The following is a 26,122-nucleotide window of genomic DNA, read 5'->3' on the forward strand; positions in this document are numbered from 1 at the left end:
GCCGGTGGCGAAGCTCTACTTCCGCTACGGGGCGATGAACTCGGGCAAGTCCACCTCGCTGCTCCAGGCCGCGTACAACTACGAGGAGCGCGGCCAGCACGTGCTGCTCGCGAAGCCGGCGATCGACACCAAGGGTGCATCCGAGATCGCGAGTCGACTCGGTGTCACGCGGCACGTCGACTATCTCATCGCTCCCGATGCGGACGTCCGCGAGCTCTTCGACGAGCACCGGGATCGCGTGCGCCGTGCGGTCGCCGATGAACCGGTCCGCGGGGGGTCGATCGATGTCGCCTGCCTCCTGATCGACGAGGCGCAGTTCCTCACGGCGGAGCAGGTCGACGACCTCTTCCGCATCGCGATCGAGGACGGCATCCCGGTGATCGCCTACGGCATCCGCAATGACTTCCTCACCCACGCCTTCCCGGGGTCGGCTCGTCTGCTCGCGATCGCGCACTCCCTCGAGGAGCTGAAGACCATCTGCCGCTGCGGGCGCAAGGCCGTCTTCAACGGTCGTGTGATCGGTGGTCGGTTCGTCTTCGACGGCGACCAGGTCGCCATCGACGAGGGCGCTGACGGATCGCTGGCGCCGGAGATCACGACCTACGAGTCGCTGTGCGGCGCGTGCTACCTCGAAGAGTCGGGTGGGCGGCTGGGCTGAATGCCCTCGCGTCCTGCTCCGCCCTCGGGCGCTGTGTCGTCGTACCCCGATTGCGTGGTCTGACCACACACGGTACTGTGGTCAGACCACAGCCGCGTCGAGGATCGATGCCGCCGATGCACACGATGAGGAGAGCGGATGCCGGAGCAGCCAGCCCGCGCCTGGAGGCTCGTGCTCGAACACGTCGAGAGCGACCTGCTCGACGGGCGTCTCGGCCCCGGTGATCGTCTCGCCTCGGAGCGCGAGCTCGCCGCAGACCTGGGTGTCGGGCGCTCGAGCGTCCGAGAGGCGCTGCGCGTGCTCGAGGTCATGGGGCTGATCCGCACCTCGACCGGCTCGGGGCCGCAGTCGGGCGCGATCGTGATCGCGACCCCCTCCGGTGGTATGTCGACGCTTCTGCGCCTCCAGGTCGCCGCACAGGGCTTTCCGCTGGCGGACGTGGTGCAGACCCGACTGCTGCTCGAAGACGCGGTCGTCGCCGCTCTCGCGAGCCAGCACGCGCCCGATCTCACCGCGGCGCACAGCGTGCTCGATGCGATGGACGTCGGCGCCCTGACGCCTGATGAGTTCCTCGCCCTCGATGCCCAGCTCCACCTCGCCCTCGCGGAATCGAGCGGCAACACCGTCGTCGCCGCGATCATGGCGGGCCTGCGCACGTCCATCGAGTCGTACGTGCAGCAGGGCGCCTCATCCATCGCCGACTGGGATGCCATGGCAGACCTGCTGCGCGCCGAGCACCGAGCCATCATCGAGGCCATCGCCGCGGGTGACGCGGCGACCGCCCAGACCCTCGTCCGAGCGCACATCACCGGCTACTACACCGCGGCGGGGCTCACCCGCAGCGTCCGACCCACCGACTGAGAGGACAGCCATGGTCCAGCGCCAGGTTCCCAACCCCGCAGAGCTTCTCGACCTGATGAAGTTCAAGAAGCCCGAGTTCAACGGCAAGAAGCGCCGTCTCGACTCGGCGCTCACGATCGACGACCTGCGCACGATCGCCAAGAGGCGCACGCCGAAGGCCGCGTTCGACTACACCGATGGCGCCGCCGAGGGCGAGCTGTCGCTCACGCGGGCACGCCAGGCGTTCCAGGATGTGGAGTTCCACCCCGGGATCCTCCGGCCGGCTCCGGATGTCGACACCGCGGTCGAGATCCTCGGCAGCCCGTCGGCGCTCCCGTTCGGCATCGCGCCGACAGGCTTCACGCGTCTCATGCAGACAGAGGGCGAGGTCGCCGGCGCGGGAGCGGCGGCGGCGGCCGGCATCCCGTTCACCCTCTCGACCCTGGGCACGACGTCGATCGAGGGCGTGAAGGCGGCCAACCCGCACGGACGCAACTGGTTCCAGCTCTATGTCATGCGCGACCGCGAGATCTCCTACGAACTCACTCGCCGTGCTGCCGCCGCGGGCTTCGACACGCTGCAGTTCACGGTGGACACCCCGGTCGCCGGAGCGCGGCTGCGTGACAAGCGCAACGGCTTCAGCATCCCGCCGCAACTCACGCTCGGCACCATCATCAACGCCATCCCGCGTCCGTGGTGGTGGTACGACTTCCTGACGACCCCGAAGCTGGAGTTCGCGTCGCTGAGCACCACCGGCGGCACGGTCGGCGAGCTGCTCGACGCGGCGATGGACCCCACGATCAGCTACGACGACCTTGCGGTGATCCGTGACATCTGGCCGGGCAAGATCGTGATCAAGGGGGTGCAGAACGTCGAGGATTCGGTGCGCCTGCGTGACGCCGGCGTCGACGGCATCGTGCTCTCCAACCACGGCGGGCGGCAGCTCGACCGCGCACCCATTCCGTTCCACCTTCTGCCGGAGGTCCGGACCGCCGTGGGCGACGACTTCACGGTCATGGTCGACACGGGGATCATGAACGGCGCGGACATCGTCGCGGCGGTCGCGCTCGGAGCGGACTTCACCCTCATCGGCCGCGCCTACCTCTACGGCCTCATGGCCGGCGGCCGTGCGGGCGTCGACCGCACGATCGAGATCCTGCGGACGGAGATCGAACGCACCATGCGTCTTCTGGGGGTCGCCTCACTCGCGGAGCTCGAGCCGTCGCACGTCACTCAGCTCACGCGCCTCGTGCCGGTCGCACGCGCCGCGTCGGAGGTCGTCGTCCGCTGACCTCGTCCCCGGATTCGAGGGGAGGGGTGGGCGGTCAGAGGGTCGCGAGAAGCTCGTCGAGCTTGTCTGCGGTGTCCTCCCACCCCTCGACCGCGACCGAGGGCACTCCGATCGCCAGGACGGGGTAGTCGTTGCCGCCTTCATCGAGTCGGTCACCGTAGAACAGCATCGAGGTGAGGGGGATGCTGGTGTGCTCGGCGAGCTGCTTCATGCCGAAGGCCTTGTCGATGCCGGCCAGAGTGATGTCGATGGAGGTCGAACCGCCGGATCGCACTTCGAGCTCGGGGAGTCTCGCCGCCACGGCGTCCCGAAGGGCTTCTCGTTTCGTACCGGATGGGTCCCACTCGTGCTTGGCATCGCGGGGAGCCTTCTGCCCGAGCGCGGAGAAGGTGATCTGGGATCCGCGGTCCTCGAGGATCTCACCCCAGGGCTGAGACTCCCACAGCCCCAGACGCTCCGCCTCCTCGCGCAGGGCGGCGAGAGCGCCGGCCTTTTGCTCCGCGGTGAGGTCGTGGGCGTAGAGCGGCGAGAAATCGGTGCCGTCGTGGCGCAGGTACCGTGTGCCGCAGGTGGGGAGCAGGTGCAGTCGCGCCGCGGCCGCCTCGTCGATTGTTCCGAGCCGCGCGATCACCTGAGCGCGGAACTGCGCCTCGTTGCCGCCCGAGATGATCGCGACCTCGACCCGCTGCAGCAGCGCGAGCAGCAACGAGGCGATGCGAGCATCGATGGGCTCTTTCGACGGGGCGAGGGTGTCGTCGAGATCGAAGGCGACGAGTGCAGGCGAGGTCATGATGCTTCCAGAGTAGACGGGCGGTGCTGAGAGACACGCGGAGCGAAGAGGAGGGTGCACAGGATCGCGAGCGCGACGCCGATCAGCGCGCCGCCGGAGTTCGCGATCACATCGGACACGGTGGCCGTGCGATTCGGCAGGGCGAGGCGCTGGGCGGCCTCGATGGAGAGGGACACTGCCGGGCCCAGGGCGAGCGCCAGCGGCCAGAGACGGCGGGGGACGAGGATGAACGCCAGGATGCCGATGGGCACGAAGACCAGAACGTTGGCGATGACCTCGAGGCGGGTGAAATCAAGAGACTCCCACCCCAGTCGGTGCGAAACGGACAGCACGAGATCGAGCAGGTTCGGCATGGACTGCTCGATGCGCGTCGGCGTGAGCGTCAGCAGCGCGATGCCGCCGAAGAACGGCAGGGCGAGAGCGAGGGCGATGCCTCGGGTCAGTCGTCGAGGCGGGGGGAGCAAGCGACTCATGCGGTGCCTTTCTCCTCGTTCCGGATACAGAGAAGGCCGCCCGTGAGGACGGCCTTCCGGTGTTACTTGTCGGGGTGACAGGATTTGAACCTGCGACCTCTTCGTCCCGAACGAAGCGCGCTACCAAGCTGCGCCACACCCCGTTTTGCAACCCTCCGAGTCTACAGCGAAATGCTCCCAGCGCCGAATCGAGGCATCAACCGCGCGCCGTCAGGGTCAGCAGCGTCGCCTCGGGGCGGCACGCGAAGCGTATCGGCGCGTAGATCGAGTGTCCGCAGCCCGCGCTGACATTGAGGGGCACGGCGCGATCGCCCTGAGTCCACGTGCTGAGACCCTTCGCCTGCTTCAGCGGGATGTCGCAGTTCGCTACGAGAGCACCGAAACCGGGCAGGCACACCTGACCGCCGTGCGTGTGGCCTCCGAGGATGGCGTCGGCGCCCATCTCCACGAACCCGTTCAGGACGCGCTGATAGGGCGCGTGCGTGACGCCGAGAACGGATGTGCCGGCAGTCCGCGGACCGAGAGCATCGATGGCGTCCGGCAGGTCTTCGAGCCGGTCCCAGTCGCAGTGCGCATCACTCACGCCGAACAGGTCCAGGGGACTGCCGGCCACCATGAGTCGCGCTGCGGCGTTGTTCAGGCTCGTCCATCCGAGCTCGTCGGTGAAGTACGCGTCCATCGCATCGGTGTCGAGGAAGTTCAGCTCTCGCGGGCGCTGCGACGGGCCGGCGAAGTAGCGGATCGGATTCCGCGGCGAGGGGCCGATGACGTCGTTGGAACCGTGCACGAAGACACCGGGGATTCCGGCGAACGGCTCGAAGGCACGTCTGATCCCGGCGAGACCGTCGCGGTGTCCGAGATTGTCGCCGGTGTTGACGATGAGATCGGGCTTCAGCTGCGCGAGTGACGCGAGCCAGTCCTGCTTGCGGTGCTGCCACGGAGCCATGTGCGCGTCCGAGATGTGCAGCACGCGCAACGGTGCGGAACCCGGGGCGAGAGCGGATGCGGTCGCCTCACGCACCGTGAAGAGGTAGCGCTCGATGCCGATGCCCCAGACGGCGGCTGCGGCACCAGCGGCCCCCACCGCGCCGAGCGCGATGAGGGCCGGGTGCGCCGCGTGGCGAGACGTCACTTGCAGCGGACCTTGATGGACGTGCTCTTCGTCGTCGGTGTGTTCGCGGCCGGGTCGGTGGACGTGACCGCGGCGTTCTGACCGTTGCATGACCCGTCGAAGTCGATCGACGAGAACCCTGCCCCGAACAGCGCGCTCTGCGCTTCGGCCTTCGATTGTCCGGTGATGTCGGGCACCGTCGCGCCCTGGCCGTTGCTCGGCGAGATCGTGATCGTCGCACCGCTCGGGGCCTGTCCGGACGGGTCCTGCGCCATGACGACATCGCCGGCGGGACCGTCCACGGCGGGTCCGACGGCTGCGGTGAAGCCCGCAGCCTCGATGAGAGAGGTCGCTTCGCCGACGGACTTGCCCACCACGTCGGGAACGTTCGTCAGAACCTGACGAACCAGCTTGTCGTCGGGGCGAGGGAAGTCCTCCGCGGGGTACACGGCATCCGCGGCACCCTGGATCGCCTTGGCGAGGCCGTAGCGGATGTCGCCGAGTCGCGTCCCGTTGCCGTTGCGGAAGTCGTTCAGCGGCACGCGGCCGTCGACGTTTCCGACCCACACCGCTGTCGTCACCTTGGTGCTCGACTCGACGAGCATGGTGTGCTCCTTCTCGGCGGTACCGGTCTTGCCGATCAGCTGGGTTCCGTCGTACGGGTTGGCCCTCGTTCCGGTGCCGTTGCCCTCCATGACGCCTCGCAGTGCGTACGCGGCGGTCGCGGCGACCTCAGGGGTGAGCTGCGGGGAGCACTTCTGCGCGGGAGGAGTGATCTCCGCGCCGTCCTCGCCGACGACCCGGTCGATCACGCGAGGCTCGCAGTAGACGCCGTTGTTGGCGACGGTGGCGTAGGCGCCGGCCATCTGCAGAGGAGCCACGCTCTTCGAGCCCAGAACCGTCGGGAACGGATCGTTCGGAGCGGTGTTGGCGTTCGTTCCGCCGACCGTGATGTCGTCGCCGTTGCCGTAGTGGACGCCGAGTCGCTTCGCCACCTCGTTGATGTCGCAGAGATCGAGCTGCTGCGCCATCGCGAGGAAACCGGTGTTCAGGGACTGCGCGGTGAACTGTCGCACGCTGCCCACCGAGCCGCCGGAGTTGCCGAAGTTGTTGATCTTGGAGCTGTTCGTCACCTTGTCCCCGCACCTGGTGAAGGGGCTGAAGGTCTTGAGGCGACCGTCGAGGACCTGGTTCACGGAGTGGCCGGACTCCAGCCAGCTCAGAAGCGTGAACAGCTTGTAGGTCGATCCCGTCTCGAACCCGTAGGTCGAGCCGCCGTGCGCCTTGTCTGCGGCGAAGACCTGAGAGGTCTCGCCGGCAGCCAGGTTGGCCTCGGTCGTCTCGTTGAAGACGGTGTTCTGTGCCATGGCGAGGACGCGACCCGTGGACGCCTCGATCGACACTCCGGTGCCACCGACGAGGATCCCGGGCATCGCCTGCGGGACCTGCGCCCTGACCGCGTCGATCGCGGGCTGCTGGACCCGCAGATCGAGGGAGGTGTAGATCTCCATTCCGCCGCGGCGGAGGTTCGAGCGACGCTCCTCTTCCGTGGCGCCGAACGCCTCGTCGTTCTCGATGACGGCCTTCACGTACTGGCAGAAGTACGCGTTGTCGCCCGCGGCCGCACAGCCCTGCTGGGGCTCGCTCAGCAGCGGCGTGACCGGCGAGGCGACGGCCTCGTCGTGCGCGGCCTGCGTGATCTTCGCGTCCGCGAGCATCCGATTGAGGACGTAGTCTCTGCGATCCTTCGTGTCCTTGTAGCCGTCGGCGTCCCCGTTGTGCGCCACGCCGGCGTCATCCGTCCAGATTCCCTCGGGGCGGTCGATGCGGAATCGGTTGGGCTCCTGCACCATGCCGGCGATCGTCGCCGCCTGCGCGAGACTGAGATTCGCCGCGCTGGTGGAGAAGTACCGGTTCGCTGCGGCCTCGATGCCGTAGATGGTGCCGCCGAAGTTGGCGATGTTGAGGTAGCCGAGGAGGATCTCGTTCTTCGAGTAGTCCTTCTCGATCTTCAGCGCGTAGCGCATCTCCTGCAGCTTGCGCTCGACGCCCTCGCCGCCCTTCGCGACTGCCGCATCGAGGAAGCACTGCTCGATCTGCTTCGAGTAGTCCTCGGCTCCAGGATCGACGTCCTGTTCGCATTCCTGCACCTGGACGTTCTTCACGTACTGCTGGGTGATCGTGGACGCTCCTCGATCGGTCGTGCCGGCGACGTTCCCGACTGCGGCCTTGATCGTCGCGCCGAGGTTGATTCCGCCGTGGGTGTAGAAGTTCTTGTCCTCGCTCGAGAGGATCGCGTCGTACATCACGGGCGCGACCTGGTCGTAGGCGACCGGGATGCGCTTCTGCTCGTAGAACGACGCCAGTGCGACGGGGTTGCCGTCGAGACCCGTCGCGTAGATCGTCGACTGCTGCATCGGAGCGCCGACCTGGAGGTTCTCGGGGAGGTCCTCGAAGATGGTGAGGGCCTGCGACCCGGCGATACCGGTCATGGCGAGCACCGGAGTGACGCTGGCCGCGACGAGGAGACCGGCGACGGTGCTCAGCCCGACGAGTCCGAGGACTCCGCCGAGCGCACCTTTCACCGTGCGATTCTTTTGAGGCATACGCTAGATCGTAGGGGAGTTCCCTGAATACCGCCTTTGACGCAGCCGCCGTCGCGGATGCCGCCAGACAGGAGAGCCATGACCACCTGGGAGTACCTCACCACCCCGCTGCTGATCCACAACACCGCAGCGATCCTCAACAACTGGGGCAAGCAGGGCTGGGAGCTCGTGCAGGTCATCCAGGGCCCCGAGGGTGGGCTCGTCGCCTACTTCAAGCGCCCGGTGACGGCGGATGCCTCGGGCAACGCCGGTCTCGCTGCCGCAGCCGAGGCGTCCCGCCAGTTCGAAGGGGGAGCGGCATGAGCGTCTCTGAGCGCCTGACCGAGCTGGGCATCGAGCTCCCCGTCGTCGCGGCGCCGGTCGCAGCCTACGTCCCGGCGGTCGTGCACGACGGACTCGTCTACACCTCCGGCCAGCTGCCTTTCGTCGAGGGAACGCTGCCCGCGACGGGCAAGGTCGGGGCAGAGGTCACCGCCGAGGACGCCAACGCCTATGCGCGCACCTGCGCCCTGAACGCTCTCGCGGCGGCTGCGGCTGCGGCCGGGGGCGTTGACAGGATCGCCGGAGTGCTGCGGCTCGGCGGCTTCGTGGCATCCACCCCCGATTTCACCGGCCAGCCCGGCGTGATCAACGGGGCGAGCCTGGTGCTCGGCGAGATCTTCGGCGACGCCGGGCAGCATGTCCGCGCGGCCGTCGGTGTGCCGGTGCTCCCGCTCGACAGCCCGGTCGAAGTGGAGGCCACGTTCATCCTGGCCTGAGGTCGCCACCCCTCACCACGCGCACACGGCAACGCCCCCTTCCGGATCGGTTCGGAAGGGGGCGTTTGCTGTATCCGTGCTACTTGACCTGCGCCGAGATGATGCTCATCACCGCGGTGTCGGCCAACGTGGTGGTGTCTCCGACCTCGCGCCCCTCAGCCACATCGCGCAGCAGACGCCGCATGATCTTGCCCGAGCGCGTCTTCGGAAGCTCGCCCACGATGTACACGTCGCGGGGCCGTGCGATCGCGCCGATCTGCTCACCCACCCAGAGGCGCAGCTGCTGCGCGAGTCCGGCGGGGTCGTGCGCCGAGAGGTAGCTCTCCTTGATGATCACGAATGCGACGACGGCCTGACCGGTCGTCTCATCTGCCGCGCCGACGACCGCGGCCTCGGCCGTCGCCTCGTGTGCGACGAGCGACGACTCGATCTCGGCCGTCGAGAGGCGGTGTCCGGAGACGTTCATGACGTCGTCTACCCGGCCGAGCAACCAGAGGTCGCCGTCCTGGTCGAGGCGCGCACCGTCACCGGCGAAGTAGTAGCCCTGCTTCTCGAACTTCTCCCAGTACGTCTCCGTGAACCGCTCGGGGTCGCCCCAGATGCCGCGGAGCATGCTCGGCCACGGTTCGGTGACGACGAGGAGGCCGCCGTTGCCGTTGCCCACCTCGGCGCCCGACTCGTCGACGACGTCGATCGAGATTCCGGGCAGCGGCACCTGGGCGGATCCCGGCTTGGTGGCGGTGACACCGGGCAGTGCAGAGACCATGATCGCGCCTGTCTCGGTCTGCCACCAGGTGTCGACGATGGGCGTCTTGCCCGCGCCGACCACGTCGCGGTACCAGATCCACGCCTCGGGGTTGATGGGCTCGCCCACCGAGCCGAGCAGGCGCAGCGACGACAGATCGAACTTCGCGGGCACGCTGCGGCCGATCTTCATGAACGAGCGGATCGCGGTGGGCGCCGTGTAGAAGATCGAGACCTTGTACTTCTCGATGATCTCCCACCAGCGCCCGGGGTGCGGCGCGTCAGGCGTGCCCTCATAGATGACCTGGGTCGCGCCGTTCGCCAGCGGACCGTAGGTGACGTAGCTGTGTCCGGTGATCCACCCGATGTCGGCGGTGCACCAGTACACGTCGGTCTCGGGATGCAGGTCGAACACGTACTTGTGCGAGTAGGCGGCCTGAGTGAGGTACCCGCCGGAGGTGTGCAGGATTCCCTTGGGCTTTCCCGTAGTCCCGGAGGTGTAGAGGATGAACAGCGGGTTCTCGGCGGGGAAGGCCACGGCAGTGTGCTCGGGGGAGGCCGCGGGGACGACCTCGTGCCACCAGAGGTCGCGACCGTCCTCCCAGTCGACCTCGTTCTCGCCGCGCTTGACGACGAGCACGTGCTCGACCGTCTGCTGCTCGCCGTCGCCGCGGTCGGCGAGCGCCTGGTCGACGGCCGGCTTGAGCGCGGACACGCGGCCCTTGCGGTAGCCGCCGTCGGCGGTGATGACGAGCTTCGCCCCTGCGTCATCGATGCGCGAGCGGAGGCTGTCGGCGCTGAACCCGCCGAACACGACGGAGTGGATGGCGCCGACGCGGGCGACGGCGAGCATCGATGCGACCGCCTCGGGGATCATCGGCAGGTAGATCGCGACGCGGTCGCCATGGCCGATGCCGAGCCCCTCCAGCACGTTCGCGACGCGCTTGACCTCCTCGGTCAGCTCGGCGTAGGTGATCGACCGGGAGTCGCCCGGTTCGCCCTCCCAGTGGAGAGCGACACGGTCGCCGTTGCCCGCCTCGACGTGGCGGTCGAGGCAGTTGTACGCGACGTTGAGCTCGCCGTCGTCGAACCACTTCGCGAACGGCGGGGTCGACCAGTCGAGCACGCGCGTGAACGGCTTGTGCCACTCCAGCAGTTCGCGTGACTGGTCGGCCCAGAAGGCTTCGCGGTCGGTCGACGCATTCTCATACAGCCGGGGAGACGAGACCGACTGGGCGACGAACTCCTCGGACGGCGGGAACTGGCGGGTCTCATCGAGAAGGTGATCGATCTGGCTGCTCATCGGCAGGCGCTCCTTTGCGGCGTGGCAGGTCGTGCGGGCATGAACGCATCTCTGACGCGATCAGGTCAGGGCGAATCTAGTCCCGGGCACGGACATCGCATTACTGCCGAAAGTCGGTAGTCCGACGGGTTTTGTCAGGACGGTCGCCTTGCGTACACTCGACGACAGCCGAATTCTCATTCTGGCCTTGGCGTGCCCGATTCCCCCATGAGGGACGCCGTGGGCGGCATCTCATTCCCCCCGTGAGGTGCCGCCCATCTCTATGCCGGGAGCGCTCCCATCCTGTGGCTCGCGATCTGACGCCGTCCACACCCGCTCTGCACCGATGCCATCGTCCAGACGTTGCTCACAGTGGTCGTCGCGGGAGCGCCGCGGCGACCCCGCGGATCCGCCGTGAGCCCTAGCTTCGGGGCATGCCTGATCCCTTCGTCATTCAGCCGCGCGGCTCGGCGGCGCTCGCCGACGGAACCGTCCGGGGTGCTCCTTCGCCGCTGCAGGTCGATCCCGCCTTCGGCCTCCTCGCCGAGCACTGCGCAGACGAGGAGGTCACCGACATCTTCGTAAACGGCGCATCCGGGCTGTTCATCGACCGAGGGCATGGTGCGGAACCCGTGCTCGGGTGGAGCGCGTCCGAGCGGGAGGTCCGCGACCTCGCGGTCGGGCTCGTCGGACTCGGCGGTCGACATCTCGACGACCAGGCTCCGTGCGTCGATGTCAGGCTCGACTCCGGCATCCGCGTCCATGCCGTGCTCGCGCCGATCTCGACGTCGGGGACGGCGCTCTCGATCCGTGTGCCCAGAGTGCGCGCTGCCGATCTCGACGCGCTGGCGGCGCTCGGCTCCTTCGACGCGGCCCAGCACAGCTGGCTTCTCGAGCTCGTCGCCGAGCGCGCCAACATCCTCATCACCGGCGGGACGGGAACGGGCAAGACCACGCTGCTGTCGGCATTGCTGTCAGCCGTCCCGGCCTCTGAGCGCATCGTCACGATCGAGGACGTCGCCGAACTGCGCCCGCAGCATCCCCACCACGTCGCTCTGGAGGCACGGCAGTCGAATCTCGAGGGAGCCGGCGGCATCAGCCTCGCTCGGTTGGTCCGCGAGTCGCTGCGCATGCGCCCCGACCGTCTCGTGGTCGGAGAATGCCGCGGCGAGGAGGTGAGAGAACTCCTGACTGCTCTGAACACCGGACACGACGGGGGAGCGGGAACTCTCCACGCGAGCGGTCTCAGCGACGTGCCGGCCCGGCTCGAAGCGCTCGGCGCCCTCGCGGCGATGGATGCCACGGCGCTCGCGCGCCAGGCTGTGAGCGCCTTCACGATCGTCCTTCATCTCGACAGGGCGCCTGGCGGGCGGAGACGCATCGCGCACGCCGGCGAGCTCGCGGTGAGCGGGGATCGGCTGAGCATCGAGGAGGTGCGGCCGTGGTGAGGGGATGGCGTCGTCCGGTCGTCGAGACCGGGGGCGACGCCACAACATCGGTGCAGACGCTCGCGGTGCTTCTCCAAGCCGGCGCGGTGCCGATGGTCGCATGGCGCCATCTTGCCTCGATCGGCGACCGTCACGCTGCGTCCGTGATCGCCCGTGTGGATGGCGGCGTCCCGCTCATCGCGGCCATCGAAGCGGAGGGTGGCGCGTGGCGTGACCTCGCGGCCGCCTGGGAGATCGCGACGACCGTCGGCGCACCGCTCGCCGAGGTGCTGAGGATGCTCGCTGAGACGCTGCGCGACGCGTCATCCGCCGCGGACGACGTGCGCATCGCGCTCGCCGAGCCCGCGGGAACCGCCAAGCTCCTGCTCTGGATGCCGTTCGCCGGCCTCTTCCTCGGCTTCGCCCTCGGCTTCGACACTGTCGGCGTCATCGTCGGGACGCCCGCCGGCGCCGGGTGCGTGGTCGCCGGGCTCCTGCTCGTCGCCGCGGCGCGCGCGTGGACCGGGCGACTCCTCACGCGGGCGCGTCCCGAACCGGGAACACCGGGCATGCGAGCCGAGCTCATGGCGGTCGCCCTCTCAGGAGGCGCGTCGATCCCACGAGCCCTGCGCCTCGTCGCCGAGAGCCCGGCATCGTCTACCGGTGACGACGCTCGCATCGGCGCGGTGCTCGAGCTGTCGCATGCTGCCGGGGTCCCGGCGGGTGAACTGCTTCGGGCTTCCGCCAGCCAGGAGAGACACGCGTCACGGGTGGACGGACGCCTTCGCGCGGCCAAGCTCTCGACGACGCTGCTCATCCCGCTCGGAGTCTGCACTCTCCCGGCCTTCCTGCTGCTCGGCGTCGCACCGCTTCTGCTGAGCGTGCTCGCCTCCACTCCACTGCCGCTGTGACGCCCGAGTTCCACCGGATGCACCGCGTATCCGTCCCACAGAAAGAAGGAACACATGAACACCATCCCCTCGCTCACCCGCCGCAGCGCGGCAACCCTCTTCGGCGACGACAGTGGCGCGGCCACCGCCGAGTACGCCATCACCACGATGGCGGCCGTCGCCTTCGCCGGCCTCCTGGTCGTGATCATGAGGTCAGACGAGGTGCGTGGCATCCTCACGGACCTGGTGCGTCGGGCGCTGACGGTGTCGTGATGACTTCCGTCCAAGCAGGCGAGCGCGGCTCCGTGACTGCGGAGCTCGCGCTCGCGGTTCCCGCTGTCGTGCTCGTCCTCCTACTCGGAGCCGGGGCTCTGGGCGCAGCCTCCCGTCAGGTGGCACTGCAGGATGCGACCGCTGACGCGGCCCGGCTCCTCGGCAGAGGAGAAGACGAGGGGGCCGCCGCACGTGCGGTGTCGGCTGCAGTGCCCGGTGCGTCGATGTCGAGCAGCACGTCGGGCGATCTCGTGTGCGTGTCCGCAGAGACCGACTTCACCGTCGGCGGCTTCGTGAGGGTCGGCGTGCGCGCGTCGAGTTGCGCGCTCGCCGGAGGACTCTGATGTTCTCGACGGTGGAGGTGGAGCACTGATGGCGGGGTCGGTGCTCGCGGCCGGCGTGCTGGTGGTCGGCGCGACTCTGTCATTCGGACTCGCCGCCGTCGGCGGCGCGGCAGTCACCGCGCAGCGCGCAGCGGGAGCCGCCGACGCCGCGGCCCTCGCGGCGGCCGACGCCGCCAGCGGCGCAGTCGTCGTCACGGTCGACCCGTGCACCCTCGCCGCGCGGGTCGCCGCGGCCTCCGGTGCAGCACTCACCGAATGCGCCGTCGACGGCTTCGTGGCGACCGTGCAGGTCAAGGCGAAGTACGCTGGACTCGCTGCCGTCTCCCGAGCCCGTGCTGGGCCACCCGAGGGGATCTGACTGCGGCGCGAGGCACTTTCCGGCGAAAATGCAGGCGACCTCTGTGACCAACCCATCACGGCGGTGTGTATGGTGTGCTTCGAAGAAAGGATGCTCCCTTGGCTGAAGGCAAGAAGCTCGTCATCGTCGAGTCTCCGACGAAGATGCGGTCGATCCAGGGGTACCTCGGCGATGGCTACGAGGTGCTCAGCTCGGTCGGCCATATTCGCGACCTCGCAGACAAGAAGGACATCCCCGCCGCGGACAAGCAGGCGTACGGAAAGTACTCGATCGACGTCGACAACGACTTCGACCCCTATTACGTGGTCTCCGATCGCAAGACGAAGACCGTCGCCGAACTCAAGCGGGCGCTCAAGACTGCCGACGAGCTTCTGCTCGCCACTGATGAGGACCGCGAGGGCGAGGCCATCGCGTGGCACCTGCTCGAGACGCTGAAGCCCAAGGTCCCCGTCAAGCGGATGGTGTTCCACGAGATCACCAAGGACGCGATCCAAGCGGCCATCGGCAACACGCGTGAGCTCGACACCGACCTGGTCGACGCGCAGGAGACCCGCCGTATCCTCGACCGACTGTACGGGTGGGATGTCTCGCCCGTGCTCTGGTACAAGGTCAAGACCGGTCTGTCTGCCGGCCGAGTGCAGTCCGCCGCCACCCGCATGATCGTCGAGCGTGAGCGCGAGCGCATGGCGTTCGTGTCCGCCGAGTACTGGGACGTCGAGGCGCTCGCGTCCTCGTCGTCCGGATTCAAGGTTCGTCTGGTCCGCGTGGACGGCGGTCAGCTCGCCCGAGGCACCGACTTCGACGACGACGGCAAGCTCAAGAAGGCCGTCATCATCCTCGACGAGGCGAAGGCGGCGGCCCTCGCGCTGGCGATCGACGCCGCAGGCACGGGCACGGTCACCAAGGTCGAGGCGAAGCCCGGCACCCGCAGCCCATACGCGCCGTTCACCACCTCCACCATGCAGCAGGAGGCCGGACGAAAGCTCTCCATGAGTGCCAAGCAGGCGATGAGCGTCGCCCAGCGGCTCTACGAAAAGGGCTACATCACCTATATGCGAACCGACTCGGTGGCGCTGAGCACCCAGGCGGTGCAGGCCGCTCGCAGCCAGGCCGTCGCGTTGTACGGCGACCGCGCCGTGCCGCTCAAGCCGCGCGTCTACAAGTCGAAGAGCAAGAACGCCCAGGAGGCGCACGAGGCCATCCGCCCGTCGGGTGAGAACTTCCGCACCCCGAAGTCGGTCGCCGCCGAACTCGACCGCGAGGAGCACCGCCTCTACGACCTCATCTGGAAGCGCACCGTCGCCAGCCAGATGGCCGACGCGAAGTACGAGACCACGACCGTCACGATCGCGGTCGACGCCGACGGGCAGAAGGCTGAGTTCACCGCATCGGGCACGGTCTACACCTTCAAGGGCTTCCTCGAGGCATACGAAGAGGGACGCGACGAGAAGCGCAACGACAAGGACGCCGACGAGAACCAGTCGCTCCCTGCGGTCGCCGTCGGCGATGACCTCCGGATGTCCGATGCCGAGGCGAAAGGGCACCGCACGACCCCGAAGCCGCGCTTCACCGAGGCATCGCTCGTCAAGGCGCTCGAGGAGCACGGCATCGGCCGCCCTTCGACGTTCGCGAGCATCATCGGCACCGTGATCGATCGCGGCTACGCCACCAAGCGCGGCCAGGCTCTCGTGCCGACGTGGCTCGCCTTCAGTGTCGTGCGCCTGCTCGAGGAGCACTTCGCCGACCTGATCGACTACGACTTCACCGCAGCTCTCGAAGACGACCTCGACGCGATCGCCCGTGGCGAGCAGAAGCGCGTCGAATGGTTGCGTTCCTTCTACTACGGCTCGGATTCGCACGTCGGACTGCGCCAGACCGTCGACAACCTCGGCGAGATCGACGCACGTGCGCTCAACTCCACGCCGATCACCGAGACCGCCACCCTGCGATTCGGCAAGTACGGACCCTACCTCGAGGTCGCGAACCCCGACGCTCCGGACGAGAAGCCGCGCATCGTCAACGTTCCCGAAGACCTCGCTCCTGACGAGCTGACCGAGGCCAAGGCGCAGGAGCTCATCGATGCGCCGGTCGCCGGCGACCGCGTGCTCGGCACGAACCCGGACAACGGCAAGATCGTCGTCGTCAAGGACGGCCGATTCGGGCCCTACGTCCAGGAGAACGACCCCGTCTCTGAAGATGCGGCGGTCGACGAGGCCACCGGCGAGGTCGTCGAGGCGCCCAAGCCCAAGCGTGGGGCGAAGAAGGATGCCGCGCCGAAGCCGCGCACCGCTTCGCTGTTCCGTTCGATGTCGGTCGACACGATCGATCTCGACACGGCGCTGCAGCTTCTCAGCCTGCCGCGCGTCGTGGGAGCCGACCCGGAGAGCGGCGAGGAGATCACCGCGCAGAACGGCCGGTTCGGGCCCTACCTGAAGAAGGGCACCGACTCGCGCTCGCTCGAGAGCGAATCGCAGATCTTCGATGTGACCCTCGAGAAGGCCCTCGAGATCTATTCGCAGCCGAAGTACGGCGCCGGATCGCGCCGAGCATCCAGCGCGCTCGCCGAGTTCGAGGCAGATCCCGTGAGCGGCAAGCCGATCCGCATCCGCGACGGACGCTTCGGCGCCTACGTCACCGATGGCGAGACCAACGTCACGATTCCCCGGGGCCAGAAGGTCGAGGACATCACCTTCGAGACCGCGGTGCAGATGCTGGCAGACAAGCGAGCCAAGGGGCCGGCGCCCAAACGCGGTGCGGCCAAGAAGCCCGCGGCGAAGAAGCCCGCCGCGAAGAAGCCCGCGGCCAAGAAGGCGCCCGCGAAGAAGGCGCCCGCGAAGAAGGCGACCGCGACCGATGCGGAGAAGGCAGCCGCTCGGTCCGCAGCCGCCAAGAAGGCCGCTGCCACCCGTGCCGCGAACGCCGCGAAGAAGGCCGGTTCGTGACGTCTGACTCCGGAGTCTGGATCACGCTCGAAGGCGGAGACGGATCGGGGAAGACCACGCAGTCGAACCTGCTCGGGCAGTGGCTGACGGATGCGGGGCGGACGGTCGTGCGCACCCGCGAGCCGGGTGGGTCGGAGGTCGGCCAGCTGATCCGCGACATCGTGCTCCACCATCGCGGCGACATCGCCCCGCGGGCAGAGGCTCTGCTCTACGCGGCCGATCGCGCGCACCACGTCGCGACCGTCGTTCGACCGGCGCTCGCCCGCGGCGAGGTCGTGCTGCAGGACCGCTACCTCGACTCGTCCGTCGCCTATCAGGGCGCGGGGCGCGTGTTGGACGGCGACGAGATCCGCGGCCTGTCGCTCTGGGCAGCCGAAGGAGCGCTTCCCGATCTCACCGTGCTGCTCGACCTCGATCCCGAGTCGGCGCGCGTGCGACTCGACTCCGCCGACAAGCCGTTCGACCGGCTCGAAGCCGAGAAGACCGAGTTCCATGCCCGCGTCCGCGACGCGTACCTCGGCCTGGCCCAGGCCGAGCCGGAGCGATTCCTGGTTCTCGATGCCGCCGCGACTCCGGAGAACATCGCCGAGCAGATCCGCGATCGGGTCTCGACGCTCATCGGCTGATCCGCCCGGCGGTGCGCCCGACCACGTCATGGCCAGGGCTTCACCCGGTCGGTGCCGCGTACATCGCCCGGCGGTGCCGCGTACGTCGGTGCTCCCGATTAGGCTGAGGGCATGCCCCAGACTGTCGCCGCCCCTTTCCCGTGGGCCGACGTGTGGGGGCAGGATGCCGCGGTCGACACGCTGCGCAATGCCGCATACGATCCGTCCGCGCTCTCGCACGCCTGGCTGATCACGGGTCCTCCCGGGTCGGGACGATCCACCCTCGCGCATGCCTTCGCCGCGGCGCTCGTCGCGGATCACCCGGACGACGAGGCGGCCATGCGTCAGGTCCTCGCGGGAACACATCCCGATGTGACGGCCCTGCGCACCGACAAGGTCATCATCACGATCGCGGAGGCCCGTGCGCTCGTCGAGCGCTCGTACTTCGCGCCCTCTGCGGGCCGCTACCGCGTGATCGTGGTCGAAGATGCCGACCGCATGGTCGAGCGAACCTCCAACGTGCTCCTGAAGGCGCTCGAGGAGCCGCCTGAGCAGACCGTCTGGATCCTCTGCGCGCCGAGCGAAGCCGACCTGCTGCCGACGATCCGCTCCCGCGTCCGCTCGCTGCGACTGCGTGAGCCCGATGTCGCAGACGTGGCACGTCTGATCACCCTCCGCACGGGGGTCGACGAAGCCATCGCCGAGCAGGCCGCCCGCCACGCACAGCGTCACATCGGCATGGCCCAGCGTCTGGCCACCGACGAATCCGCCCGTCGCCGCCGCGACGAGACCCTGAGGTCGGTGCTGGGAGTTCGCGGTGTCAACGACGCCGTCGAGGTCGCCGGGCGCATCATCCAGGCGGCCACGGACGACGCCAAGGCGCTCACTGCCGAGCGCGATGCGGCCGAGCGCGCATCCCTGCTCCGCACCGTCGGGATCGCCGAGGGGCAGGCTGTCCCGCCCGCCCTGCGAGCGCAGATCTCAGCCCTGGAAGACGATCAGAAGAAACGCGCGACCCGAAGTCTGCGCGACGGGATCGACAGGGTGCTCACCGATCTCCAGTCGCTGTTCCGTGACGTCGTGATGCTGCAGTTCGGCAGGGACGACGAGCTGATCAACCGTGAGCTTCGTGAGGACCTGGCTGCTCTCGCGGCGGCCTGGCCCGAGACCCGTACTCTTGTCGTACTCGACCACCTTGCCGACACACGCCAGTCGCTGGAGCGCAATGTCGCACCGCTGCTCGCCCTCGAGAGCTTGCTCGTGACTGTCACGAGCGGGAGGACACCGTGAACAATCGACCGACTTCCCGCATCCGACGTGCCGTCGCTGTGATCGCGGGCCTCGCCGCGGCATCGGTCGCACTCTCCGGGTGTCTGTATTCGATGATCCCCGAGCAGGCCGAGCCGAAGCCGTCGACCACCAACGCTCCTGACACGGAGGGCGTCGCCGACGACCTGCTGCCGTTCTACGGGCAGACGCTCACCTGGAGCGAATGCGGCACGGGCTTCGACTGCACCGACGTGACCGCGCCGCTCGACTGGGAGAACCCGGGGGAGGGAGAGATCACCCTCTCCGTCGTGCGCCACCAGGCGACGGGAACGGCTCAGGGCTCGCTGCTGACCAACCCGGGCGGTCCCGGCGCCAGTGGAGTCGAACTCATCCGCGACAGCCTCGACTTCGCCGTCGGAGCCGCCCTCATCGAGAACTACGACGTGATCGGCTTCGATCCCCGCGGCGTCGGCGAATCGACGGCCGTGACGTGCTTCGATGCTGCGGGCATGGACGACTACCTCTACTCGATCCCCGCGGGCAAGCGCGGGAGCGCCGAGTGGGAGGCGGAGCTCCTCGATGCGCACAAGGAGTTCGCCGACGCGTGCGAGGCGAACAGCGGTGGCATCCTGCCGTACGTGACGACGATCAACGCGGCGCGTGACATGGATCTGATCCGTGCGGTGCTGGGCGACAAGCAGCTCAACTACCTGGGCTACTCGTACGGCACCTTCCTCGGTGCGACGTATGCCGACCTCTACCCCGACAAGGCGGGCCGCCTCGTGCTCGACGGCGCGATCGACCCTGCCGTCTCGGGCCTCGATGTCGGCGCGACCCAGGCGCTCGGATTCGAGTCGGCCCTTCGCGCCTACATGCAGGACTGCCTCGACTCGGGGGAGTGCCCGTTCACCGGCACGGTCGACGAGGCGATGGCCGACCTCGGTGCGCTGCTGGCGAGTGTCGACGCCGCTCCGCTCGAGAACGGCGACGGACGCATGCTCGGTGCGGACTCGCTGATGACCGGCATCATTGCGGCACTGTACTCGGCGGACAGCTGGCAGTACCTCACCCAGGCCCTCGACGAGGCGCTGCAGGGCGACCCGACGACGGCGTTCTTCCTCGCCGACTTCTACAACGGTCGCGAGAACGGCACGTACCTCGACAACTCGAGCGAGGCGTTCCGCGCGTACAACTGCATGGACTACCCGGTCGAGGACGATCCTGCCGCCGAGGCGGCGACCGAGAAGAAGATCGCGGACGGAGCTCCGACCATCGCTCCGTATTGGAACGGACCCGACTCCTGCTCGGTGTGGCCTTATCCGCCGACCGGCACCCGGGGCGAGATCAACGCCGAGGGCGCGGGCCCCATCCTCGTGGTCGGCACGACCAATGACCCGGCGACCCCGTACGAGTGGTCCGAGTCGCTCGCACAGCAGCTCGAAGAGGGCGTGCTGATCACCCGCGTGGGTGAAGGGCACACCGGATACAACAAGGGCAGCAGCTGCGTCGACAGCACTGTGGAGGCCTTCCTGCTCGACGATGTGGTGCCCGAGAGCGACGTCCGCTGCGAGTGATGTCGGCTCGATTCGCGGTGCGGCTCCGGAACGGGTAATATCGATGATCGCGCCGCTTTAGCTCAGTCGGCAGAGCATTTCACTCGTAATGAAAAGGTCGTCAGTTCGATTCTGACAAGCGGCTCCAGCAGGCCCCGTGATGTGAACAACATCCCGGGGCCTTTTGGTTTCCCGGGGTTGGGCGGGCGCGCGGGGCGGCGTACCCTCGGATCATGAGCAGAGCGCTTCTGATCGTCGATGTCCAGAACGACTTCACCGAGGGCGGGGCGCTGGCCGTGGCGGGCGGCGACGACGTGGCATCCGCGGTATCGGACTTCCTCGCGGTGCATGCATCGGAGTACGACGTCATCGTCGCCTCACGCGATTGGCACGACGCCGAGGGCGACAACGGCGGCCACTTCGGGGAGGTTCCGGATTTCGTCGACACCTGGCCCGTGCACTGCGTCGCGGGCACGCCGGGTGCGGATTACGATCCCCTGCTGGTGACGGAGGCCGTCACGCACCATGTGCACAAAGGGCAGGGTCGCCCGGCATACTCGATGTTCGAGGGCGCGACCGAGTCGGGGGAGACGGTCGGAGCGATCCTCACCGCCGCCGGGGTCATCACGGCCGACGTCGTCGGCATCGCCACAGACCACTGTGTGCGCGCCTCCGCTCTCGATGCGATCGCACACGGAGTCCGCGTGCGGATCCTCACCGACCTGATCGCGGGTGTCGCGCCGGAGCCGAGCACGGCAGCCCTCGCAGAGCTCGCACACGCAGGCGCCGAGCTCATCGCAGGCGACGCTGCGTGACCCGCAGTGTCCTGCTCCTGCGAGCGGTCAACGTCTCGGGCCGCAACAGGGTGCCGATGGCGCGGCTGCGCGAACTGATCGCGCCCGAGCTGGGGGAGGTCTCGACCTATATCGCGAGCGGCAACGTCATCTGCGAGCAGCCGAGTGACCCGCGATCGGTCTGCGCCGACGTGCGCGCGATGATCGCGACCGAGTTCGGCGTCGATACGCCCGTCGTCCATCGCACGCACGACCAGCTCGTGCAGTCGCACGCGAAGCAGCCGTTCCCCGGGGCATCCGAGAATCTGCTGCACGCCATGTTCCTCGAGGGCCCCGCGTCGGCAGGTGCGGTCGACGCGCTGCGGGAGCGGCTCGTGCCGGGGGAGCGGATAGCGCTCGTCGACGACGATCTGTGGATCGACTACGCCGAGGGCGGCGTGCACACCACGAAGCTCACCAAGGCGGTGCTCGATAGGCTGCTCGGCGTCGCCGGCACGGCACGCAATGCGCGTACCGTGCGCAAGCTCATCGAGCTGACGGAATGACCCCCTCGGAGACGGTGGTGCTGTCCCTGCCCTTCACAGGGCGATGGCTGGTGCAGAACAGCCCGGCGTCCCGCTTTCCGAGCCACGGCACGACGCTGTTCGGCAGCTCGTATGCGATCGACTTCGTCCCGGTGGGCGCGGACGGGCGCAGCGCGCCTCGCACGGTCCGGAGCCTGCTCGGCACCGAGAGCCCGGAGGTCTTCATCGGCTTCGGCCGCTCGATCCTCTCGCCGGTGTCGGGAGAGGTCGTCGGCGTCCACGACGGCGAGGTCGACCACGTCGCGCGTCGTTCGATGGGGGCCCTTCTCGGATACGCCCTCACACAGCCCTCGCGTGTGCGTCGGGGCGCGGGGGCTGTCGCCGGCAATCACGTCGCCATCAGATGCGACAGGGGACTGGTACTGCTGGCGCACCTGCGTGCGGGCAGCGTGACCGTGCGGGTCGGCGATCTCGTCGTTCCGGGTGATCGGATCGGCGACTGCGGAAACTCCGGCAACAGCACGGAGCCCCACCTGCATCTGCAGGTGTCGGACACGCTGGAGCGGGATGCGCGCGGCATCCCGATGGCCTTCCAGCGGTCAGGGCAGCAGCCGTGGATGCCGCACGACGGAGACATCGTCACGGTCTGATGTCTCGTCTCGGCGGGTCCGGACGAACGCGGCGCTGAGGGCCGTCGCCGGCCGCTGCGGGTGCGTCTCGAGATCGACGCGATGCGTGCCGCACTCAGCGCACCGGACGTACACGACGACGCCCTCGCTGGTCGGATGCCGGGAGTCCGCGGTCCAGGCGTGCTCGTGGATTCTCGCTGTCTGGTGGGGGATCGGCAGAGTGTGCAGTGAGGTCATGACTCCAGCGTGATGTAATGGCCTTATGCATCTCAACCCTTACGGAGAATACGCGGTGCTTCTCGCGGCATCCCTCGCCGATGACTTCCCCGCCGACCGTCCGGGCATCGAGCAGCGCACACTCGAGATGGGGATGACGATGACGTTCCCGCCCGCGGCGGACGACCGCGCACGCGTGAGAGAAGTGGTCGACGACTGGTTGACGATCGTCGACGCACGGGACCCGGACGCCCGCGCGGAGATCCTCAACGCGCAGATGGCCCGGGCGGCGGCCTACCCTCGACTCACGAACCACGACGGCGAAGGCTGGCACCTGCACTACCGCGACGACGTCCAGTCTCTGCCCTGCGTCCTCCGTGCGATCTTCGCCGTCGGAACCTCGCTGCACCTGGTCACCCGCGGCATGGATCGACTCGGGCGCTGCGAGGCGTCGCCCTGCACGAACGTGGTCGTCGATGTGACGCGCAACGGCCGCCAGCGGTTCTGCTCGGTGCGCTGTGCGAACAGAGCGGCGGTCCGGCGTCACCGGGCGCGCGCGGGCGCCTGACACCGGACCGCCCGGTGCTCAGATCACGCGGTCTGCTCGGCGTGCTTGCCTTCAGCGACCTCTTCGATCAGCTTCGCGTTGAACGCGGGAAGGTCGTCGGGCGTGCGGCTCGAGACGAGCCCCGCATCGACCACGACCTCCTCGTCGACCCAGGTGGCTCCGGCGTTGCGGAGGTCGGTCGCGAGGCTCGGGTAGCTGGTCAGCGTCCGTCCGTCGACCACGCCGGCCTCGATCAGGATCCAGGCGCCGTGGCAGATGACGGCGACGGGCTTGTGCTGCTCGAAGAACGAGCGCGCGAGGTCGATGGATGCCTTGTCGAGCCGCAGGTGGTCGGCGTTCACGACACCGCCCGGAAGCACGAGAGCGTCGAACTCGTCGGCCGTGGCCTTCTCGGAGGTGAGGTCGACGTGCTGCACGTGACCGTTCTTGCCGGTGATCTGCTGTCCGTCCGGTGCGATGAGCGTGGCGCTCGCGCCCTCGCCCTGCACCGCTTCCCACGGACTGGTCAGCTCGCTGTCCTCGAATCCGTCTGTCGCGAGGAATGCCACTCGGCTGTCGGTGAGAGTCGCCATGATGCGTCCTTTCGTGGGGTGGATGTCCCGGATGGGGATGCCACGACTCTCTCGCAGGACGCGGATGCGGTGAAGGGGGTGGCCGGATCCGGCCGACGGTGATAACGGTGGGCCCCGTGGGGCTCGAACCCACGACCCGCGGATTAAAAGTCCGATGCTCTGCCAACTGAGCTAGAGGCCCGCCCCTCCAGTCTAGGGCGCAAAGAAGGAGCCGCTGACGACGATGTCGTCAGCGGCTCCTTGCACCATCCCACCGACCTCCCCCGAGAGGTGAGATGGCCTACCGAGTGTCCGCCTCGGCGTTCCCGGGCCTTACTCGGCCGGGGGCATCAGAACCGTGTCCACGAGGTACACGGTGGCGTTCGCGGTCTGGACTCCACCGCAGATGACGGTCGCGTCGTTGACCATCAGGTCGTCGCCGCTGCCGGTGACCTCGACGTCTGCACCCTGCACGGTGGCGTGCGTTCCGACGATCTCATCGGGGGTCAGCTGTCCGGGGATCACGTGGTAGGTCAGAATCGAGCTCAGCGTGGCGCTGTCCGTCTTGAGAGCCTCGATGGTGGCCGGGTCGATCTTCGCGAAGGCGTCATCGACCGGAGCGAAGACGGTGAACTCGTCGCCGTTGAGCGTGTCGACGAGGTCGACGTCGGGGTTCAGCTGTCCGCTGACTGCCGCCACCAGCGTGGTGAGCAGCGGGTTGTTCGATGCGGCGGTGGCGACCGGGTCGAGAGCCATGCCCTCGACGGAACCTGCGCCGTCCGGCACAGCCTCTGCGTATGCGGCGCAGCCGGGGCCGACCAGGTTGGCGGCCGGGTCCATCGTCTCGGTCTCGGGAGCCATCGTCTCGGACGACTCGGGGGCCGTCGACTCTGCCGGCTCTTCGGTGGTGCCGCCCATGGAACATGCGGAGAGCAGGAATGCGCTCGCAAGGCCGAGGGTGATGGCTGCGGTGACCTTCTTCTTGGTGCTGAACATCTCAAGCTCCTTCAGAACACTGCCACGGCCTCTCCGTGGCGTTGACAGTCGTTCGGAGCCCCGTCGGGATCGGATGGGAGAAATCGCAAAGTTTTTTTCGAGTCGTCGAATCCAATCCGTTCCGGGGGTCGGCCGCGAACATCATTCGACGAACCGCACTTAAGAGGACTCATTTCCGTCACTTTCGGGTGGCGGCTGCACGGAAAAGCGGGGTGAATGCGGCATGCTGTTAGAGATGGTCATCGACGGAATGGACGTACCGGAAGACGGTACGGCTCGGGATGCTGTCGCTGACCTGCTTCTGCGCATCGGCGGCGGCGATCAGCGCGCGTTCGCGGAGCTCTACGACAGTCTGTCGTCTCGCGTCTTCGGCCTCATTCTCAGGGTTCTCGTCAATCGCTCGCAGAGCGAAGAGGTGCTTCAGGAAGTCTTCTTGGAGATCTGGCAATCCGCTACGAAGTTCGCTCCGAACAAGGGACAGGGAAGAACCTGGGTGATGACGATCGCGCACCGTCGTGCGGTCGACCGGGTTCGGGCGTCCCAGTCCAGTGCGGACCGAGACGTGCGAGCCGGGTTCAGGGATATCGGAGTCGCGCACGACAGTGTCGCGGAGACGGTGGAGCTGGGCATCGAGGGCGAGAAGGTCGTTCACGCACTCTCGGGCCTTCCTGAGGCTCAGCGCGAAGCTCTCGTCCTGGCCTACTACGGCGGTTACAGTCAAAACGAAGTGGCAGTGCTCGTCGGGGCACCGCTGGGGACGATCAAGACACGGATGCGAGATGGGCTCTCGCGTCTGAGGACAGCTATGGGGGTGACGGCATGAACGAGCAGGAATTCGCAGAACTCGCGGCAGGAGCGGCACTCGACGCGCTGTCGCCCGACGACCAGCAGCGCTATCACGCCGCTCTCGCAGCGCATCCCGAGTGGCAGAGCATCGTCGATGCGGATGCCGACAGCGCAGGATTCCTCGCCGACGGCGCAGCTCCGGTGGTTCCGTCGCCCGACATCCGCGCGACGCTGCTCGCACGGATCGCGGAGACACCGCAGAACGGCGACATCGTGTTCGCCGATTCGACCCCTGACGCCCTAGCGGACGAGACGTCGGATGCCGCGCCTGCGGAGGATTCCGCTCCGACCGCTCTCGGTGGGGAAGCCGCGCCGAAAGCTCCGGCACACCGCCTCCGCTTCCTCTTCGCGCTCGCCGCGTGCCTCGCACTGCTCGTCGGTGTGGGAGCGGGCGCTGTCGCCATCAACACGTACATCAACCGGCCGGCCAGCGTCGTCGCACTCGAGGACATCCAGTCGGCCGATGATGCTCAGCAGGCCAGCGTCTCTCTCGAGAGCGGTGGCACTGCGACCGCGCACTGGTCGGCGTCGCTCGGCAAGTCCGTGCTCGTGACCGACGGCATCCCGTCGCTCGCCGAGGGGGAGACCTACGAGCTCTGGTACGTCCGAGGCGACACCCCGGTGCCGGCAGGCGTGTTCGCGGCCGAAGACGGCGAAGCGACGGCAGTGCTCGCCGGAGAGATGCAGGCGGGCGACGTGATCGCGGTCACGGTGGAGCAGGACGGCGGTTCGCCCTCCGGCCTGCCGACGACCGACCCCGTCGTCGTGATTCCGACAGCCTGAC

At 68.1% G+C, this 26,122-nt stretch carries 28 protein-coding genes and 3 tRNA genes; 21 read left to right on the top strand and 10 right to left on the bottom strand.

Annotated features, from left to right (window positions below):
* Window positions 1–4: 4 nt before the first annotated feature.
* From ACIPV5_RS15955 to ACIPV5_RS15965, 3 genes are all read left to right on the top strand, one after another.
* Window positions 5–658 carry a thymidine kinase gene (locus ACIPV5_RS15955; RefSeq protein ID WP_056279839.1) on the top strand — a complete coding sequence of 218 codons (654 nt, stop codon included), beginning with the start codon at window positions 5–7 and terminating at the stop codon, window positions 656–658.
* Between the two features lie 138 nt (window positions 659–796).
* Complete coding sequence (locus ACIPV5_RS15960; protein ID WP_072591632.1) at window positions 797–1,519, top strand: FadR/GntR family transcriptional regulator; 723 nt, start codon at window positions 797–799, stop codon at window positions 1,517–1,519.
* Between the two features lie 10 nt (window positions 1,520–1,529).
* Window positions 1,530–2,789 (top strand): alpha-hydroxy-acid oxidizing protein, encoded by a 1,260-nt coding sequence (locus tag ACIPV5_RS15965; protein ID WP_400341854.1) that lies wholly within the window; start codon window positions 1,530–1,532, stop codon window positions 2,787–2,789.
* A 34-nt stretch (window positions 2,790–2,823) separates the two neighbouring features.
* Here ACIPV5_RS15965 and ACIPV5_RS15970 read toward each other — a convergent pair whose 3' ends face one another.
* From ACIPV5_RS15970 to ACIPV5_RS15990, 5 genes are all read right to left on the bottom strand, one after another.
* On the bottom strand, window positions 2,824–3,579 hold the full coding sequence (locus tag ACIPV5_RS15970) for an HAD-IIB family hydrolase (RefSeq protein ID WP_295104669.1): 756 nt from the start codon (window positions 3,577–3,579) through the stop codon (window positions 2,824–2,826).
* Window positions 3,576–4,052, bottom strand: a complete 477-nt coding sequence (locus ACIPV5_RS15975) for a VanZ family protein (RefSeq protein WP_072591629.1) — start codon at window positions 4,050–4,052, stop codon at window positions 3,576–3,578. Before ACIPV5_RS15975 ends, ACIPV5_RS15970 begins: the two co-directional genes overlap by 4 nt.
* Before the next feature lie 69 nt (window positions 4,053–4,121).
* Window positions 4,122–4,195: transfer RNA gene (locus ACIPV5_RS15980), tRNA-Pro, on the bottom strand.
* 53 nt (window positions 4,196–4,248) lie between these two features.
* Window positions 4,249–5,184: a metallophosphoesterase gene (locus ACIPV5_RS15985; protein WP_072591628.1), complete on the bottom strand. Its 936-nt coding sequence runs from the start codon at window positions 5,182–5,184 to the stop codon at window positions 4,249–4,251.
* Window positions 5,181–7,769: a transglycosylase domain-containing protein gene (locus ACIPV5_RS15990; RefSeq protein WP_400341856.1), complete on the bottom strand. Its 2,589-nt coding sequence runs from the start codon at window positions 7,767–7,769 to the stop codon at window positions 5,181–5,183. Before ACIPV5_RS15990 ends, ACIPV5_RS15985 begins: the two co-directional genes overlap by 4 nt.
* Window positions 7,770–7,847: 78 nt before the next feature.
* Between ACIPV5_RS15990 and ACIPV5_RS15995 the strand changes: the two genes are divergently transcribed.
* Window positions 7,848–8,072: a DUF4177 domain-containing protein gene (locus ACIPV5_RS15995; protein ID WP_053097373.1), complete on the top strand. Its 225-nt coding sequence runs from the start codon at window positions 7,848–7,850 to the stop codon at window positions 8,070–8,072.
* Window positions 8,069–8,527, top strand: a complete 459-nt coding sequence (locus tag ACIPV5_RS16000; protein WP_072591626.1) for a RidA family protein — start codon at window positions 8,069–8,071, stop codon at window positions 8,525–8,527. Before ACIPV5_RS15995 ends, ACIPV5_RS16000 begins: the two co-directional genes overlap by 4 nt.
* A 79-nt stretch (window positions 8,528–8,606) precedes the next feature.
* Here ACIPV5_RS16000 and acs read toward each other — a convergent pair whose 3' ends face one another.
* On the bottom strand, window positions 8,607–10,574 hold the full coding sequence (acs, locus tag ACIPV5_RS16005) for an acetate--CoA ligase (protein ID WP_400341858.1): 1,968 nt from the start codon (window positions 10,572–10,574) through the stop codon (window positions 8,607–8,609).
* Window positions 10,575–10,987: 413 nt separating this feature from the next.
* On the opposite strand from acs, the gene ACIPV5_RS16010 reads away from it, so the two are divergent.
* From ACIPV5_RS16010 to ACIPV5_RS16070, 13 genes are all read left to right on the top strand, one after another.
* Entirely contained in the window at window positions 10,988–12,001 is a 1,014-nt protein-coding gene (locus ACIPV5_RS16010; RefSeq protein WP_400341860.1) for a TadA family conjugal transfer-associated ATPase, read from the top strand.
* A complete protein-coding gene (locus ACIPV5_RS16015) occupies window positions 11,995–12,891 on the top strand; it encodes a type II secretion system F family protein (RefSeq protein WP_400341861.1) in 897 nt (298 codons plus the stop codon). Before ACIPV5_RS16010 ends, ACIPV5_RS16015 begins: the two co-directional genes overlap by 7 nt.
* A gap of 54 nt (window positions 12,892–12,945) precedes the next feature.
* Window positions 12,946–13,143 carry a DUF4244 domain-containing protein gene (locus ACIPV5_RS16020; RefSeq protein WP_053097366.1) on the top strand — a complete coding sequence of 66 codons (198 nt, stop codon included), beginning with the start codon at window positions 12,946–12,948 and terminating at the stop codon, window positions 13,141–13,143.
* Complete coding sequence (locus ACIPV5_RS16025) at window positions 13,143–13,487, top strand: TadE family type IV pilus minor pilin (protein ID WP_400341863.1); 345 nt, start codon at window positions 13,143–13,145, stop codon at window positions 13,485–13,487. Before ACIPV5_RS16020 ends, ACIPV5_RS16025 begins: the two co-directional genes overlap by 1 nt.
* 28 nt (window positions 13,488–13,515) lie before the next feature.
* A complete protein-coding gene (locus ACIPV5_RS16030) occupies window positions 13,516–13,845 on the top strand; it encodes an Rv3654c family TadE-like protein (RefSeq protein WP_056279855.1) in 330 nt (109 codons plus the stop codon).
* A gap of 98 nt (window positions 13,846–13,943) precedes the next feature.
* A complete protein-coding gene (gene topA / locus ACIPV5_RS16035) occupies window positions 13,944–16,787 on the top strand; it encodes a type I DNA topoisomerase (RefSeq protein WP_400341864.1) in 2,844 nt (947 codons plus the stop codon).
* Window positions 16,784–17,413 (top strand): dTMP kinase, encoded by a 630-nt coding sequence (gene tmk, locus ACIPV5_RS16040; RefSeq protein ID WP_400341866.1) that lies wholly within the window; start codon window positions 16,784–16,786, stop codon window positions 17,411–17,413. The genes topA and tmk overlap by 4 nt, the downstream gene beginning before the upstream one ends.
* A gap of 111 nt (window positions 17,414–17,524) precedes the next feature.
* The gene (locus ACIPV5_RS16045; RefSeq protein WP_056279862.1) at window positions 17,525–18,682 is read left to right on the top strand and encodes a DNA polymerase III subunit delta'; all 1,158 of its coding nucleotides are present in this window, start codon (window positions 17,525–17,527) and stop codon (window positions 18,680–18,682) included.
* Complete coding sequence (locus ACIPV5_RS16050) at window positions 18,679–20,235, top strand: alpha/beta hydrolase (RefSeq protein WP_363521350.1); 1,557 nt, start codon at window positions 18,679–18,681, stop codon at window positions 20,233–20,235. The genes ACIPV5_RS16045 and ACIPV5_RS16050 overlap by 4 nt, the downstream gene beginning before the upstream one ends.
* Before the next feature lie 51 nt (window positions 20,236–20,286).
* Window positions 20,287–20,362, top strand: a tRNA-Thr gene (locus ACIPV5_RS16055).
* 85 nt (window positions 20,363–20,447) lie between these two features.
* Window positions 20,448–21,029, top strand: coding sequence for an isochorismatase family protein (locus ACIPV5_RS16060; RefSeq protein ID WP_400341868.1), 582 nt, complete (start codon window positions 20,448–20,450; stop codon window positions 21,027–21,029).
* Window positions 21,026–21,553 carry a DUF1697 domain-containing protein gene (locus ACIPV5_RS16065; RefSeq protein ID WP_400341870.1) on the top strand — a complete coding sequence of 176 codons (528 nt, stop codon included), beginning with the start codon at window positions 21,026–21,028 and terminating at the stop codon, window positions 21,551–21,553. The genes ACIPV5_RS16060 and ACIPV5_RS16065 overlap by 4 nt, the downstream gene beginning before the upstream one ends.
* Window positions 21,550–22,182, top strand: coding sequence for a M23 family metallopeptidase (locus tag ACIPV5_RS16070; protein WP_400341871.1), 633 nt, complete (start codon window positions 21,550–21,552; stop codon window positions 22,180–22,182). The genes ACIPV5_RS16065 and ACIPV5_RS16070 overlap by 4 nt, the downstream gene beginning before the upstream one ends.
* Here the strand turns inward: ACIPV5_RS16070 and ACIPV5_RS16075 are convergent.
* Complete coding sequence (locus tag ACIPV5_RS16075; protein ID WP_400341873.1) at window positions 22,132–22,398, bottom strand: hypothetical protein; 267 nt, start codon at window positions 22,396–22,398, stop codon at window positions 22,132–22,134. The two genes, ACIPV5_RS16070 and ACIPV5_RS16075, sit on opposite strands and share 51 nt — an antisense overlap.
* Window positions 22,399–22,423: 25 nt before the next feature.
* On the opposite strand from ACIPV5_RS16075, the gene ACIPV5_RS16080 reads away from it, so the two are divergent.
* Window positions 22,424–22,945, top strand: coding sequence for a CGNR zinc finger domain-containing protein (locus ACIPV5_RS16080; RefSeq protein ID WP_400341874.1), 522 nt, complete (start codon window positions 22,424–22,426; stop codon window positions 22,943–22,945).
* Between the two features lie 23 nt (window positions 22,946–22,968).
* Here the strand turns inward: ACIPV5_RS16080 and ACIPV5_RS16085 are convergent, their stop codons facing one another.
* The 3 genes from ACIPV5_RS16085 to ACIPV5_RS16095 form a co-directional block, all read right to left on the bottom strand.
* Window positions 22,969–23,517 carry a type 1 glutamine amidotransferase domain-containing protein gene (locus ACIPV5_RS16085; protein ID WP_053097341.1) on the bottom strand — a complete coding sequence of 183 codons (549 nt, stop codon included), beginning with the start codon at window positions 23,515–23,517 and terminating at the stop codon, window positions 22,969–22,971.
* A 108-nt stretch (window positions 23,518–23,625) separates the two neighbouring features.
* Window positions 23,626–23,698, bottom strand: a tRNA-Lys gene (locus ACIPV5_RS16090).
* 131 nt (window positions 23,699–23,829) lie between these two features.
* Entirely contained in the window at window positions 23,830–24,492 is a 663-nt protein-coding gene (locus tag ACIPV5_RS16095; protein ID WP_187250574.1) for a fasciclin domain-containing protein, read from the bottom strand.
* A 223-nt stretch (window positions 24,493–24,715) separates the two neighbouring features.
* On the opposite strand from ACIPV5_RS16095, the gene sigK reads away from it, so the two are divergent.
* Entirely contained in the window at window positions 24,716–25,315 is a 600-nt protein-coding gene (sigK, locus tag ACIPV5_RS16100; protein ID WP_187250573.1) for an ECF RNA polymerase sigma factor SigK, read from the top strand.
* On the top strand, window positions 25,312–26,121 hold the full coding sequence (locus ACIPV5_RS16105; protein ID WP_072591616.1) for an anti-sigma factor: 810 nt from the start codon (window positions 25,312–25,314) through the stop codon (window positions 26,119–26,121). The genes sigK and ACIPV5_RS16105 overlap by 4 nt, the downstream gene beginning before the upstream one ends.
* Window position 26,122 lies beyond the last annotated feature (1 nt).

The sequence above is a fragment of the Microbacterium sp. NPDC090014 genome (assembly GCF_044748285.1).
Lineage (GTDB): Bacteria > Actinomycetota > Actinomycetes > Actinomycetales > Microbacteriaceae > Microbacterium.

What these genes read in the sequence shown, in the direction of transcription:
- ACIPV5_RS15965 (WP_400341854.1), top strand. Translation starts at nt 1,530, where the DNA reads ATGGTCCAGCGCCAGGTTCCCAACCCCGCAGAGCTTCTCGACCTGATG.
- ACIPV5_RS15990 (WP_400341856.1), bottom strand. Translation starts at nt 7,769, where the DNA reads ATGCCTCAAAAGAATCGCACGGTGAAAGGTGCGCTCGGCGGAGTCCTC.
- ACIPV5_RS16095 (WP_187250574.1), bottom strand. Translation starts at nt 24,492, where the DNA reads ATGTTCAGCACCAAGAAGAAGGTCACCGCAGCCATCACCCTCGGCCTT.
- ACIPV5_RS16075 (WP_400341873.1), bottom strand. Translation starts at nt 22,398, where the DNA reads ATGACCTCACTGCACACTCTGCCGATCCCCCACCAGACAGCGAGAATC.
- ACIPV5_RS15975 (WP_072591629.1), bottom strand. Translation starts at nt 4,052, where the DNA reads ATGAGTCGCTTGCTCCCCCCGCCTCGACGACTGACCCGAGGCATCGCC.
- sigK (WP_187250573.1), top strand. Translation starts at nt 24,716, where the DNA reads ATGCTGTTAGAGATGGTCATCGACGGAATGGACGTACCGGAAGACGGT.
- ACIPV5_RS16080 (WP_400341874.1), top strand. Translation starts at nt 22,424, where the DNA reads ATGCATCTCAACCCTTACGGAGAATACGCGGTGCTTCTCGCGGCATCC.
- ACIPV5_RS16030 (WP_056279855.1), top strand. Translation starts at nt 13,516, where the DNA reads ATGGCGGGGTCGGTGCTCGCGGCCGGCGTGCTGGTGGTCGGCGCGACT.
- ACIPV5_RS16025 (WP_400341863.1), top strand. Translation starts at nt 13,143, where the DNA reads ATGACTTCCGTCCAAGCAGGCGAGCGCGGCTCCGTGACTGCGGAGCTC.
- acs (WP_400341858.1), bottom strand. Translation starts at nt 10,574, where the DNA reads ATGAGCAGCCAGATCGATCACCTTCTCGATGAGACCCGCCAGTTCCCG.
- ACIPV5_RS16070 (WP_400341871.1), top strand. Translation starts at nt 21,550, where the DNA reads ATGACCCCCTCGGAGACGGTGGTGCTGTCCCTGCCCTTCACAGGGCGA.
- ACIPV5_RS16010 (WP_400341860.1), top strand. Translation starts at nt 10,988, where the DNA reads ATGCCTGATCCCTTCGTCATTCAGCCGCGCGGCTCGGCGGCGCTCGCC.
- ACIPV5_RS16020 (WP_053097366.1), top strand. Translation starts at nt 12,946, where the DNA reads ATGAACACCATCCCCTCGCTCACCCGCCGCAGCGCGGCAACCCTCTTC.
- ACIPV5_RS16105 (WP_072591616.1), top strand. Translation starts at nt 25,312, where the DNA reads ATGAACGAGCAGGAATTCGCAGAACTCGCGGCAGGAGCGGCACTCGAC.
- ACIPV5_RS16060 (WP_400341868.1), top strand. Translation starts at nt 20,448, where the DNA reads ATGAGCAGAGCGCTTCTGATCGTCGATGTCCAGAACGACTTCACCGAG.
- ACIPV5_RS16000 (WP_072591626.1), top strand. Translation starts at nt 8,069, where the DNA reads ATGAGCGTCTCTGAGCGCCTGACCGAGCTGGGCATCGAGCTCCCCGTC.
- ACIPV5_RS15960 (WP_072591632.1), top strand. Translation starts at nt 797, where the DNA reads ATGCCGGAGCAGCCAGCCCGCGCCTGGAGGCTCGTGCTCGAACACGTC.
- ACIPV5_RS16085 (WP_053097341.1), bottom strand. Translation starts at nt 23,517, where the DNA reads ATGGCGACTCTCACCGACAGCCGAGTGGCATTCCTCGCGACAGACGGA.
- ACIPV5_RS15970 (WP_295104669.1), bottom strand. Translation starts at nt 3,579, where the DNA reads ATGACCTCGCCTGCACTCGTCGCCTTCGATCTCGACGACACCCTCGCC.
- ACIPV5_RS16045 (WP_056279862.1), top strand. Translation starts at nt 17,525, where the DNA reads ATGCCCCAGACTGTCGCCGCCCCTTTCCCGTGGGCCGACGTGTGGGGG.
- ACIPV5_RS15995 (WP_053097373.1), top strand. Translation starts at nt 7,848, where the DNA reads ATGACCACCTGGGAGTACCTCACCACCCCGCTGCTGATCCACAACACC.